At 45.2% G+C, this 13,567-nt stretch carries 13 protein-coding genes; all 13 read right to left on the reverse strand.

Annotated features, from left to right (window positions below):
• Window positions 1-136: 136 nt before the first annotated feature.
• Window positions 137-1,099, reverse strand: coding sequence for a lipoyl synthase (lipA, locus tag GVO62_RS01615; protein WP_105931160.1), 963 nt, complete (start codon window positions 1,097-1,099; stop codon window positions 137-139).
• A complete protein-coding gene (gene lipB, locus GVO62_RS01620; RefSeq protein WP_159117455.1) occupies window positions 1,092-1,763 on the reverse strand; it encodes a lipoyl(octanoyl) transferase LipB in 672 nt (223 codons plus the stop codon). Before lipB ends, lipA begins: the two co-directional genes overlap by 8 nt.
• Window positions 1,764-2,027, reverse strand: coding sequence for a DUF493 family protein YbeD (ybeD, locus tag GVO62_RS01625; RefSeq protein ID WP_105931162.1), 264 nt, complete (start codon window positions 2,025-2,027; stop codon window positions 1,764-1,766).
• Between the two features lie 101 nt (window positions 2,028-2,128).
• Window positions 2,129-3,313 (reverse strand): D-alanyl-D-alanine carboxypeptidase family protein, encoded by a 1,185-nt coding sequence (locus GVO62_RS01630; protein ID WP_201282638.1) that lies wholly within the window; start codon window positions 3,311-3,313, stop codon window positions 2,129-2,131.
• Between the two features lie 391 nt (window positions 3,314-3,704).
• Window positions 3,705-4,601 carry a septal ring lytic transglycosylase RlpA family protein gene (locus GVO62_RS01635; RefSeq protein WP_373995995.1) on the reverse strand — a complete coding sequence of 299 codons (897 nt, stop codon included), beginning with the start codon at window positions 4,599-4,601 and terminating at the stop codon, window positions 3,705-3,707.
• A gap of 62 nt (window positions 4,602-4,663) precedes the next feature.
• Window positions 4,664-5,779, reverse strand: coding sequence for a rod shape-determining protein RodA (gene rodA, locus GVO62_RS01640; protein ID WP_105931164.1), 1,116 nt, complete (start codon window positions 5,777-5,779; stop codon window positions 4,664-4,666).
• On the reverse strand, window positions 5,776-7,692 hold the full coding sequence (gene mrdA / locus GVO62_RS01645; RefSeq protein WP_159117457.1) for a penicillin-binding protein 2: 1,917 nt from the start codon (window positions 7,690-7,692) through the stop codon (window positions 5,776-5,778). The genes rodA and mrdA overlap by 4 nt, the downstream gene beginning before the upstream one ends.
• A 30-nt stretch (window positions 7,693-7,722) precedes the next feature.
• On the reverse strand, window positions 7,723-8,193 hold the full coding sequence (rlmH, locus tag GVO62_RS01650) for a 23S rRNA (pseudouridine(1915)-N(3))-methyltransferase RlmH (RefSeq protein WP_159117458.1): 471 nt from the start codon (window positions 8,191-8,193) through the stop codon (window positions 7,723-7,725).
• Between the two features lie 116 nt (window positions 8,194-8,309).
• Window positions 8,310-8,627: a ribosome silencing factor gene (gene rsfS, locus GVO62_RS01655; RefSeq protein ID WP_105931167.1), complete on the reverse strand. Its 318-nt coding sequence runs from the start codon at window positions 8,625-8,627 to the stop codon at window positions 8,310-8,312.
• A gap of 17 nt (window positions 8,628-8,644) precedes the next feature.
• A complete protein-coding gene (gene nadD, locus GVO62_RS01660) occupies window positions 8,645-9,301 on the reverse strand; it encodes a nicotinate (nicotinamide) nucleotide adenylyltransferase (RefSeq protein ID WP_105931168.1) in 657 nt (218 codons plus the stop codon).
• Between the two features lie 48 nt (window positions 9,302-9,349).
• Complete coding sequence (gene holA, locus GVO62_RS01665; protein ID WP_159117459.1) at window positions 9,350-10,378, reverse strand: DNA polymerase III subunit delta; 1,029 nt, start codon at window positions 10,376-10,378, stop codon at window positions 9,350-9,352.
• A gap of 2 nt (window positions 10,379-10,380) precedes the next feature.
• Entirely contained in the window at window positions 10,381-10,914 is a 534-nt protein-coding gene (locus GVO62_RS01670; RefSeq protein ID WP_159117460.1) for an LPS-assembly lipoprotein LptE, read from the reverse strand.
• An 11-nt stretch (window positions 10,915-10,925) separates the two neighbouring features.
• Window positions 10,926-13,529 carry a leucine--tRNA ligase gene (gene leuS / locus GVO62_RS01675; RefSeq protein ID WP_159117461.1) on the reverse strand — a complete coding sequence of 868 codons (2,604 nt, stop codon included), beginning with the start codon at window positions 13,527-13,529 and terminating at the stop codon, window positions 10,926-10,928.
• Window positions 13,530-13,567 lie beyond the last annotated feature (38 nt).

A 13,567-nucleotide genomic window follows, 5' to 3' on the forward strand; every position in this document is an offset into this window, starting at 1 on the left:
AATTGAGGCGTGCTTAAATGAGCTAGGTAAAAAAAAGCGGTGATGAACACCGCTTTTGAGAGTATCGACAGTCTTTAACGGCCGTGAGTTTCATAGGTGTTCATAACCATGCGAGTGGTCTTAATACACACTGTCGTTATTTGACTTCTTTGCCTGCTGCTTGCTGATCGGCATGGTAGCTTGAACGAACCATAGGACCACATGCTGCATGCTTGAAACCGATTTCTTTTGCGTAGTCACCTAGGGCATCAAACTCCTTAGGGTGCACATAGCGTTTTACCGGATAGTGGTGGCGACTAGGTTGCAAATATTGTCCTAGCGTAAGCATATCAACATCATGAGCGCGAAGGTCATCAAGTACACCTTGGATCTCTTCGTTTTCTTCACCCATGCCCATCATAAGACCTGATTTGGTCATTACGTTAGGGTGTTGCGCCTTGAACTTTTTAAGTAAGTCTAATGACCATTGGTAGTTAGCACCCGGACGACATTCACGATACAAGCGAGGAATGGTTTCCAAGTTGTGGTTAAATACGTCTGGGACTCCATTTTTGAAAATTTCAAGCGCTCGGTCCATACGCCCACGGAAGTCAGGAACTAATACTTCGATAGTTGTGGTTGGGCTGTGCTCACGTATGGCATTGATACAGTCTACAAAATGCTGCGCACCACCGTCGCGTAAGTCATCACGGTCAACAGACGTAATAACAACATAACGAAGCTTCATTTCAGCAATGGTTTTCGCTAGCTTTTCTGGCTCTTCCGCGCTTGGGGGCAGGGGCTTACCGTGCGCTACGTCACAGAACGGACAACGACGAGTACAGATATCACCTAAAATCATAAAGGTGGCAGTACCGTGGTTAAAACACTCAGCAAGATTAGGGCAGCTTGCTTCTTCGCATACCGAGTGAAGGTTATTTTTGCGAAGCGTTTGCTTTATGTGATCAATTTTCTCGGTAGTACGAGGAAGTTTGATTTTTATCCACTCTGGCTTACGCAGCATCTCTTCTTTTTCGGAAGGGATAATAGTGACTGGAATGTGTTTTACTTTTTCGTCATCACGGAGTTTTACCCCCGCTTGAGGTCGTGCGTTACTCATCAAAACCTTCTTTGTATGTTGGTTCCGCAATAGAAAGTGCTTCTAGTAATAAATGCGTTAATTCATTACCCGCGGTTTCAAGCGTAGTTGGACCGTTGAGTCGAGCGGTATCTATCATTTCCATACCGGCATAACCACAGGGATTAATACGCTGAAACGGTGTTAGATCCATATTAACATTTAATGCCAAGCCGTGAAACGAGCAGCCATTATGTATTCTTAAACCTAGCGAACAAACTTTTCTTTCATCAACATAAACACCCGGCGCATCGGGTTTTGGGTATGCCTTTACGCCATACTTTTCAAGTAGTCCGACCACAGCTTCCTCCATGGCGGTTACTAAGTGGCGCACACCTAGCTTTCTACGTTTTATATTGAGTAAAAGATAGATAACTTGCTGGCCTGGCCCGTGGTAGGTAACTTGACCGCCTCGGTCGACCTGTACTACCGGGATGTCACCAGGCATGAGTATATGCTCAGCTTTTCCCGCCTGTCCTTGGGTGAAAACGGCGTCGTGTTCTACTAGCCAAATCTCGTCTAAGGTGGTCTCTCCACGTTCATCTGTAAAGCGTTTCATTGCCTCAAAGATGGGCTCATACGGCTGACGTCCTAGCTGACGTATAATAACGCCATCGGTGTCAGCTAACGTCGACTGCTCATTCACTTAAAGTACAACCCTAACTAGCTCTAATTTAGCCAGTTCAGTGTAGATGGTTTCCATATGCTCTTTGCTCGTCACACGCACACTAACTGAAACCGAGTGATAGGTACCTTTACTACTTGGTTTTACATTAGGTGAATAGTCGCCAGGAGCATGCTCCTGAAGACAGCTTACCACCTGTTCAGGTAGTTTCTCATGGGCAACGCCCATTACTTTAAACGTCTGGTGAGTTGGAAAATCTAGTAATTCGTCGAAACGGGTATCCATGCGATATCCTTGGTACTTAAAATATCATATAAAAAAACGGCCAGATTGTAACAAATCTGGCCGCTTCACAACTAGCTTTTTAACGTTTTCAGTACGTGAACTTACTCGTCGTCAAATCCTAGCTGAAGCATAATGTAGTCTTTAGCGCGATTAAAGAAGCTCCCTTCTTTAACTTCTTGAAGGGTTACCAGTGGGTAACTAGCTACATCTTCACCGTCTAGCTGCAGGTAGAGTTTTCCAACAACCTGACCTTTTGCCAGAGGTGCTTCAAGCTTGTTGTCCAGCTCAAAGTTAGCTTCTAAATTAGCCGCTTGTCCACGGGGAATAGTAATGGGGGTAGATTGATTAATTCCAAGGTCTACCGTTTCTCTATCACCCATGTAGATACGATGTGCTACAAAGCTATGGCCAGCTTGATAGGGAGTAAGCGTTTCATAAAAACGGAAACCGTATTTAAGCAGCTTTTTGTTTTCCACTTTTCGGGCACGTTCGCTGTCAGTGCCCATTACTACAGAGATAAGGCGCATACCGCCTTGCTCTGCTGAAGTAATTAAGCTGTAACCTGCATCTGAAGTATGACCTGTCTTGATACCGTCCACGTTTAGGCTTTTATCCCACAACAGGCTGTTGCGGTTATACTGCTTAATACCGTTGTACGTAAATTCTTTTTCACTGTAAATTTTGTACATCTCTGGCGTTTCTGCAATAAGTGCGCGAGACAAAATGGCCATATCACGAGGAGTGGTGTAGTGATCTGGGTCGTGTAACCCGTGTGCATTTACCCAATGTGAACCCGTCATACCAAGAGACGCAGTATGTGCATTCATCATGCTAGCGAAGGCCGACTCTGACCCCGCAACGTGCTCTGCCATGGCTACGCATGCGTCGTTGCCTGATTGAACAACGATGCCTCGTAATAAATCTCTTACTGAAACTTGTGTACCCACTTCGATAAACATTTTTGAAGAGTCAGGGAATTTTTTCGCCCATGCATTTTCAGAAATGGTAACTTCGTCATCTAAGCTGATATTGCCTGCTTGAAGTTCTTTACCGATTACGTAGATAGTCATAATTTTGGTTAAGCTTGCGGGCGCAAGCTGCATGTCTGCATTTTTCGATGCGATGACATTGCCTGTTTCATAGTCGGTAAGTAAAAAACCTTCAGCAGCAACTGTTGGTGCAGGCGGTGTTACTACTGCAGCGTCTGCTGTAATTAGTAAAGAGCCCATTACCAAAAAGGCAAATGAAAGTAATGACGGTTTAGCGCGTTGAATTATTCTGAGCATGGTTCTAATTTCTTTGACCGTTTTATCCGTGTGAGTTAAAGCTTACCCTATTGTTGCGGAGACCGCGAAGCGAATACCGCAAAACATGGCTACCCAAATTTAGCTTTTGTCCAGTTCGTAACCGAATCATTAATGCCAACCCTGATTTATCAAAGGGCTAAGCTAGATCCTAACGAAAGGCTGCCTGTAAGACTAGGTTTTATCAAAAAAGTTTACGTCTTAGTAGGTGTTAGACGAAGAAACCGTGATATTGCCTGCTGAATGACACAAAAATGCCACAAAATAGACGATTTAGTAAGCAACCTGCAGTGTCATGGAAAAGGAGAGGAAAAATGGATTACAAGGCGTGGGTTTTTCATGCTCACGTGTTAATAAAGAGCCTTCATTTTGCTTACAGCATTTGAGTGATAGCGTAGGCGTTCGGGTAGCCATTCTGCTTGAGTTGCTGCAGCACTTCTGCAACGACGGCCTCGTCGTGGATAGGGCCCAGTTGAAGTTTATAAATGTTATCCGCAACAGGGAGGTGGGCCGGAATTTGATATAGCGCCGATAAAACATTAGAAATAGATTTCGCTTTTTCAGCGTTAGATAGTGCTGCGACCTGTATATAGATACCGTTACCGACTTCACTACTGCTTTCTGTCGCCGTTTCAGGGGAATTTGTATTCACTACAACTTTAGGAGACGGCACTACATCAATACCAAGATATTCGTCATAAGAGACCGTGGGACCATTACCTACGGTAACATTGTTGCGTTCGTCAAAATGGATAACTTCTAATTTGACCTTGGCCGTGCCTTTACTGTGATAGCCTAATTTGACTGCTGCTGCATAAGACAGGTCAATAATTCTATTGTCGTGAAACGGGCCGCGGTCATTAACGCGCACAATTGCCTGCTTGTTATTCTCTAAGTTGGTCACGCGAACATAAGAGGGAAGAGGTAGAGTTTTGTGAGCGGCGCTCATGGCGAACATATTGTAAGTTTCGCCATTTGAGGTTAAATGGCCATGGAATTTTTGACCGTACCAACTCGCGTAGCCTACTTCCTCATAACCTTTACCACTGTTCATTGGCGTATAGTGTTTACCAAGCACTTTGTATGGCCTGCTGTTAAACATGCGATACGCCTCATACTGAGGCACGGCATCCAATGTTTCAGGTGTCTTGGCTACGTGCTTTGGTGCAGAGTCTTTGTGCTGTGTATAGCGGCTACTTTGTGTTGGTGTGCTCTGGCACCCGCTCAGCAGTAACCCTACTAGAAGCGCTGCAGCATACTTATAGTACATCCGGTTTGCCAGTTTTTCGATAAGCATTACACGTACTGAAATCAGATGATGCAACATAGGGTTTATCTAGACATTAATCGTTTCTGTGTGGCTATTGCCATTAGAATGCCAAATCCGGCCATCAAAGTCACCATAGATGTACCACCAAAACTCACCAAAGGTAGGGGGACACCTACAACAGGTAGTAACCCCGATACCATGCCCATGTTCACAAACACGTATACAAAGAAAGTCAGAGTTATACTGCCACCTAGTAATTTTGCATAGGCGTCTTGCGCTCTGCTTGAAATAATTAGGCCGCGCAAAATTATGAAAAGATAAATAGCCATTAAACACATTACGCCTGTCAGGCCGAATTCTTCACTAAATACAGAAAATATGAAGTCGGTGTGTCGCTCAGGCAAAAACTCCAATTGAGATTGAGTGCCCTGTAGCCAACCTTTACCATCAACGCCTCCTGAGCCGATGGCGATCTTCGATTGAATAATGTGATAACCTGAACCCAGCGGGTCGCTCTCTGGATTTAGAAACGTTAATACGCGCTGTTTCTGATAATCCTTCATTAAGAAGAACCACATGACCGGCGCAAACGCGCCAATGAGGGCGCCGACTACAGAAATAAGCCTCCAGCTCATGCCTGCAAGAAAGATAGCGAATACCCCCGAACTTGCTATAAGCAGTGATGTACCCAAGTCTGGTTGTTTAGCAATAAGGATTGTGGGTACGACAACAAGGGCAAACCCCAAAATAATATGGGCGCTGCGAGGCGGTAGGGTAAACTTGCTGATATACCAAGCTACCATCATGGGAACAGCTAACTTCATTAATTCTGAAGGCTGAAAGCGTATAAAGCCCAAATCTAACCATCGCTGCGCACCTTTACCCATATCGCCAAACAGCAAAACGGCGATAAGCATGAGTAGGCCACCAACATAGGCATAGGTGGAGAAAAAGCGATAAACGCCGAGGGGGAATTGAGCTAACACAAACATAACAACAAAGCTAAAGCCAAGGCGAATGAACTGTCGTTCCATTTGCTCCATGTCTTGGCCAGATGCTGAATACAGCGTAAATAGACCCACACCACTTAAAACAAGTAAGCCAACCAGCAGCCATCCATCAATATGAATCCGCTGCAGTAAATTAATTTTGTTGGGGTTTATAGTCGTTCTTTTCACTGCGATGCCCCTAACATTAAATCATTTTGTGCGGTTTCTTCATTATTAGTATCGAAGATACGGTCTCGAAAATAAAAGTCCATTATTTGACGGGCTACCGGTGCCGCATTTTTACTTCCGCCCCCTACATTTTCTAGCACCACAGTCACAGATATTTCAGGGTCTTCAAACGGCGCGAAACCAACGTACATTGCGTTGTCTCTTAGTCGCTCGTCTATTTTAGATGCGTCGTATTTTTCGTTTTGTCCAACTGTAAATAGCTGGGCCGTCCCGGTTTTTCCCGCTGAATCGTATGGTGTATCGGCAAATGCATGTCTAGCGCCGCCTTCTTCACCACTTACCACGTCTCGCATTGCGTTTAGTACTACATCCAGATTGTCGCGATTTTTAATCTCGATAGGACGAAGCGATTTGAGGGGAATAAGGTCAACCGACGTATCGGAATTCATATATCCTCTTATTAATTGAGGAATATAACGTTCGCCAGCGTTTATCAGTGCGTTGACGGACGTGTTTAGTTGGATAGGGGTGGTAGTCCAGTAGCTTTGCCCTATACCAACAGGAATGGTATCACCGATATACCATGGTTGGTTAAAACGCGCTCGCTTCCATCCACGACTGGGCATATTAGCGTCTGACTCTTCGTACAAATCAATTCCGGTGAAATCGCCGAAACCAAATTCATACATGGCCTCACTGATTTTATCGATACCAAGTTTATAGGCCAGTTCGTAGTAATAGGTATCACACGACACTTCTATCGCTTTCGATACGTCAACTTTACCGTGCCCCCATCTGCGCCAGTCACGCCACACGTGTGATACGTTAGGTAGCTTGTAGCGACCTGTGTCAGTAATGGTGTAGTCTTTTGTGATTACACCTTCTTCCAAGCCTACAAAGCCGAGATGTGGCTTTATCGTTGATGCTGGAGGGTATTGCCCTTGAGTGGCGCGATTAATAAGTGGGCGGTCGGGTGAATTTAAAAGCGCAGAATAGTTTTTACTGCTGATACCGTGAACGAATAAGTTTGGATCGTAACTGGGGTTCGAATAAAGGGCGAGTACACCGCCGGTTTTGATATCAGTTACCACGACCGCGCCGCGCATGCCGTCGATAATACGCTGCGCTTCTAACTGAAGTTCTAAATCGAGATTCAGCACGATATCTTTGCCAGGTGTTGGCGGTTCTACACTTAGGACGCGAATAATGCGCCCCTGGTTATTCACCTCTACCTGCTGATAACCCACCTCTCCATGCAGTAATTCTTCGTGATACTTTTCTATGCCCAGCTTGCCAATGTCATGCGTAGCCGCGTAGTTATCTTCTTGGCCAGCTTCAACTAATTTTTGTAAGTCTCGCTTGTTAATACGCGCAACGTACCCTAGTGCATGGGTAAGCGTTTCTTTATAAGGGTAATGACGGGCCAACCGGGCTTCAATTTGTACACCGGGGAATTTGTGCTTACTCGCCGAAAATAACGCAACTTCTTCTTCTGTAAGCTGTGTACGCAACGCCACAGGTTTGAATCGACGAGTACCTTTTAGCGTTGACTGAAAGCGCTCTAATTCATCGCTTGTTATTCCCATTAGAGCGGTTAAATCGGCAAGTGTTTTGTCGATATCTTCGACGTCTTCAGGGATAACTTCCAAGCTAAAAACAGGGCGATTTTCCGCCAGAAGAACACCATTACGGTCGTAAATTAGCCCTCGGTTTGGCGCGATAGGCAGAACTTTTATCCTATTGCCGTTTGAGCGGGTTTGATAATCTTCGAACTGAGTAACTTGCAGGGAATATAAGTTATTTAGCACTATTCCTAACATTGCGACCACGATGATAAATGCTATGGAAGCGCGACGTGCGAATAAGTTTGCTTCAGCAGAGTGGTCGCGTATTGCCTGGCGTTTTCGTTGCATTGACTTCCTTTGCATTAGCGGAACAACATCTTATTCACGGTGATAAGGGTGGTTTTGCGTCACCGACCAAGCACGATATAAGCTCTCTGTTAGGATAATCCTGACAAGAGGGTGTGGAAGGGTTAGAGCCGATAACGACCACTTTTGTTCTGACGCGGAAATACACTCTGGAGCAAGCCCTTCAGGCCCACCGATGAGAAGACTGACGTCCCTTCCGTCCATTTTCCAGTTATCGAGTTGCTTAGCAAGTGTCGGTGTATCCCAAGGTTTACCTGTAACTTCTAAGGTCACAATGCGGTTACCTTTTGGAATGGCGGCAAGCATAAGCTCGCCTTCTTTTTCTAAGATGCGTTTAATGTCGGCGTTTTTCCCCCGTTTGCCTGCAGGGATTTCGGTAAAAGAAACCGGCATATCACTAGGAAAACGGCGTATGAATTCATCAACACCCGCACTAACCCAGTTCGGCATCTTTGTTCCAACGGCGACAATCTGTATACGCACTTAACTTTACCTTACTTCAGGATTTACTGTTTCACTTACGCAATAAAGGCCATACACAACAAAGTATGGCCTTTACCGACCGTGCTACTGCTTGCGACAAGCGGCAGGTTAAACCGCTATGACCACAGTTTTTCTAACTGATAGAAATCACGGGTTTCGTCTTGCATAACGTGCAAAATAACATCGCCAAAGTCGACAAGTACCCATTCGCCAGTCTCTTTACCTTCCACACTCCCGGGAGCGTGGCCGGCATTTTTTGCTTCTACCATTACATTTTCTGCAATAGAAGAAACATGGCGCTTCGAATTACCAGAACAAATGATCATTGTGTCTGTAATGCTAGATTTGCCGCGAACGTCTAATTCAATAACATCACGGCCTTTCATATCGTCAATTTTGTCTTTAACAAACTGTTTGAGCTGTTGACTCTCCAAGAGTTTTCCTCACTTACTTAACTTTTATATAACTGATGTTCGTTGATGTACTTAAGTACATCCTCTTCTAGCCATCCGTTGATAGAGGAACGATTTAATACATCGGCCTTCGCAGGCTTTGCTATACCAGATAGCACATCTCGAATTTCAGTTGATGAAACACTATAAAGTGGTGTGTCGATTAATAACACGTGACCAGCAGGCTTTTCGTGTATAACACGTTTTTCGCGAGTCACATGACAATCTAACCACGTTTGTACTGCGGGGGGAGGCGAAAATATTTCATCGTCTCTACGCATTACCACTAAGTGACAATAATCGAGCAGGTGTTCCCACTCGTACCATTTATCTAGATTATACAGCGAATCTGCGCCAATGAAAAAACAGATTGTGTCAGCGCTTTTTTCCTTTAAGGCGCGCAGCGTTTTTACCGTGTAAGACGGCGATGGTAATGACAGCTCGATCAATTCTGGAATAAGTCTTTCATTGGTTTGAGCGCACAGTTCAATCATTTTAACCCGGTGAGTCTCTGACACACCAACGGACTTATGCGGCGCAAGCTTACAGGGCATCAGGTGTACATGCGTAATCCCAATTTCATCTGCAGCTTTTAAGGCAGCAAATATATGGCCTTTATGTGGAGGATTAAATGTTCCGCCAAGAATGGCTTTCACAGTGGACCTAATTCGGGGTTTCGTTGTCTCACGCACTACATACTGCCCTTATGCTTGAAGTAGCGGAATATTGCGTAAGTCCATCCCCATGAACATCATGCAAAGATGACACATTTCAACGTATGGGCGAGCAACCACATTTTGCTTAAACGCGTGGTCTGATTTCGTGAGCGCTTTTTGAATATCTTCTAGCTGAGCAAGGCTAAGCCGATTTAAAGCACTTTGGTAATAACCCTGCCTGTTACGCCATATACCAAACTTCTGCCACTGAATAGGTGTACCGCTTTGCTGCGCTAGCTTCAACTTCCAAAGCTGTTCCCATTCTCTGATGAGCGCCCAGATGATTATGTTGGGCTCTAGACCTTCGCTTTCTAACCGATAAAGCATCTTTATACAGCGCGTGCTATCACCGCTTAGCATTACGTCAACCAGCTGAAATACGCTAAAGCGTGACTGGTCTACCATGGCTTTTTCGATCTGCTCTTCAGTGATTGACTGCTGAGGATAGAGCAGGGCGAGTTTGTCAATTTCCTGTTTGGCAGCCAGCATGTTTCCTTCGCAGAAATCGGCAATCATTTTAGCGCCAGACGCTGATACTGTGAGGTTGTGATACTTTAGCTGCTGGTTTAGCCACGCATTAAGCTGTTTGCCTTCAAGGGGATAGCACAAGACTGACGCACCCATATCGTCCAAAACTTTGAACCATTTGCCGCGCTGTACGTCTTTGCCAATTTTAGGGCCGTGTACCAGTAACAAGATATCCGGGTTTAGCGACGCAGCAACCTCTTGCAGCATTTTACTGCCCTCAGAACCTGGCTTCCCAGTAGGTAATTCTAATTCAATGAACTGCTGGCTTGAAAAAAGCGACATACTTTGTGTCGCTTCTATAAGCTGGTTCCAATTAAACCCGGTTTCTGCAACCAGCACTGTGCGTTCTTCAAAACCATTGGCTTTGGCTTTAGCACGAATTTGCTCAATAACTTCAAATTTTTGCTGGGGTTCATCGCCGAACACTAAATAGGTTGGACGAAGTGTTTTTGCTATATCTTGGCTAAATTGATTTGGATAGATTTGCATGCTTATGGCTGATTCGTTGATAAAGCCGGCGCTGCAGTGGCTTGGCTCGAGAGGCGTCTAATCATGATGTCTGCTGCCTCGTCGCGCATTTCACTTAACATCAAATCAAGCTCTCGTGATTTTGCAAGTACTTGGTCAGGATCGTCCTGGTAATCCCTCACCACCTCAAATTGGGCCATAACGGCTTCTTTTCCGGGAAACTGAACGCGATAGCGAACAACGTAGATTAGCTCGTATTCTGCCACTTGCCCAGAAGGGTAGACAGAAAGAAGTTGCCGTTCTAGCTTTTCAGGAAGGAGGTATATGTTGATATTTTGACTTGATGACGCAGAGTCGCTCACATCGACACGATTTAACCCATAAACATTTAAACGTTTGTTGAGAGCACGCGCCAACGGCGCGTGTGCTCTAGCACTTTCAATGACAACTGTGTTGACGTCATCTGGCAGGCTAGGGCTACTTCTTAAGTGAAAGCCACAGCCTGTTACCAGTACCATACTCATTACAACTGCTGCGAATTGAAAGTGCTTTTTCATAGTATGCAGACCTAGTTAGCTACAATATTCACAAGCTTGCCAGGAACAACAATTACTTTGCGAATGGTTTTTCCTTCGATGAATTGTTGAACGTTTGGCTGCGCTTTAGCAGAAGCTTCAATGGTCTCTTTGGTTGCATCAGCGGCTATTGTCATTTTAGCGCGAACCTTGCCATTAACCTGAACAATGATAAGTTTTTCATCTTCAACCAGCGCATCTTTATCAGCTTTCGGCCATGGAGCTAAATCGATATCTTCGCTATGACCCAATACCTTCCATAGTTCATGAGCAATATGTGGCGTAATTGGGTTAAGAAGCAACAAGATTGATTCACAAGCTTCGCGCATAATAGCGATGTCCTGTGCGTTTTCTTGAGGCGCTTTTTGAAGGTGATTTAGCAATTCCATTACGGCTGCAACCGCAGTATTAAAGGTTTGACGACGACCTAAGTCATCAGACACTTTCTCAATGGTCTTGTGCACTTCGCGGCGAAGGGCCTGCTGATCTTTCGACAGTGCCTTAACGTCAATAGCTTCAGGCGTTCCTTTTTCAACGTGTTCGGTTACCAGTTTCCATACACGACGCAAGAAACGATTGGCACCTTCAACTCCAGAGTCTACCCATTCAAGCGTTTGTTCAGGTGGCGCGGCAAACATGGTAAACAAACGCACAGTATCAGCACCATACTGGTCGATAACTTCTTGTGGGTCGATACCGTTGTTCTTCGATTTAGACATTTTAGTCATGCCGCCGTGAATAACTTCTTCACCGTCAGCAGTAAGCCATGCTTTAACAATACGGCCTTTGTCGTCTTTTTCTGTGCTTACTTCGGTAGGCGAGAACCAAGTTTTCTTACCAGACGCGTCTTCGCGGTAGTAAGAGTCGGCCAGCACCATGCCTTGACATAATAAGCGCTTAAACGGCTCGTCAGAATTCACGAGACCTTCATCACGAAGAAGCTTGTGGAAGAAGCGAGAGTAAAGCAAATGTAAAATAGCGTGCTCGATACCGCCAATATACTGGTCTACTGGTAGCCAGTAGTTAGCAGAAGTGGGATCCAGCATAGCGTCATTGCTTGTAGCACTCGAATAGCGTGCGTAATACCACGACGACTCCATAAAGGTATCGAAGGTATCGGTTTCACGCAATGCAGGTTCACCGTTATAAGTGGTTTTCGCCCACTCAGGGTCTGCTTTAATTGGCGACGTTACGCCGTTCATTTCCACATCTTCTGGCAGAACGACAGGCAGTTGGTCTTCAGGTACAGGAACTGACTCGCCATTTTCCAAATTCAGCATTGGAATAGGTGCGCCCCAGTAGCGTTGACGGCTTACGCCCCAATCTCTGAGACGATAGTTAACCTTACGCTTACCACAGCCTTTGCTCTCCAACTCGTCAGCAATGCCGTTAAATGCAGCGGCGAATTCAAGACCGTTGAACCTATCTGAGTTGATCAAACAGCCTTTTTCGGTATAGGCAGACGCTGATAAATCGCACTTATCTTCATCACCTGCATTTGGCGCGATAACTTGTTGAATTGGAAGGCCGTATTTAGTCGCAAATTCCCAATCGCGCTGATCGTGACCTGGAACTGCCATAACGGCACCAGAACCGTAGTCCATCAATACAAAGTTAGCCACCCAAATTGGAAGCTTCTCACCCGTTAATGGGTGTACCACTTCAAACCCTGTTGCGAAGCCTTTCTTCTCCATCGTTGCTAATTCAGCTTCAGCAACTTTTGTGTTTTTGCATTCGTCGATGAAGGCCGCTAAATCTGGGTTAGATTTTGCTGCAAATTCGGCAAGTGGATGCTGCGCTGCTACCGCAACGTAGGTTACACCGTAGAAAGTGTCTGGGCGTGTAGTGTATACCGTTAAATCGGCAATATCGTTAACCGCTGACGCTAAATCAAAGGTAATTTCAACACCCTCAGAGCGACCAATCCAGTTAGCTTGCATTGCGCGAACTTGGTCTGGCCATTCCTCAAGCTGTTCTAAGTCTTGTAACAGCTCTTCAGCGTAATCAGTAATCTTAATAAACCACTGTGGAATTTCTTTTTGCTCAACAAGCGCACCTGAACGCCACCCGCGACCATCAATTACCTGCTCATTAGCCAAAACAGTTTGGTCAACAGGGTCCCAGTTCACAGTAGAGTTTTTCTTGTACACAAGACCTTTTTCATAAAGGCGCGTGAAGAACCACTGTTCCCAACGATAGTAGTCTGACTTACATGTCGTTACTTCGCGGTCCCAGTCGTAGCCAAAACCTAACGAGCGAAGCTGGTTTTTCATGTAATCAATATTTGAGTATGTCCATTTAGCCGGTGCGGTATTGTTATTGATCGCAGCGTTTTCAGCCGGAAGACCGAAAGCGTCCCAACCCATAGGCTGCAATACATTTTTACCCTGCATGCGCTGAAAACGGCTAATTACATCACCGATGGTGTAGTTGCGCACGTGACCCATGTGAAGTCGGCCACTTGGATATGGGAACATAGACAGACAGTAGAACTTTTCTTTTTCTACGTCGTCATTTGCTTTAAAAGATTGGTTATCTTCCCAGTATTGCTGAACGCGTTGTTCAATGTCTTTCGGGTTGTACTGATTATCGGCCATGAAACTTAGGCTTCCGCATTAAAAGTTAAAACGTTTAT

It is taken from the genome of Alteromonas sp. KUL150 (assembly GCF_009811475.1).
Classification (GTDB): domain Bacteria; phylum Pseudomonadota; class Gammaproteobacteria; order Enterobacterales; family Alteromonadaceae; genus Alteromonas; species Alteromonas gracilis.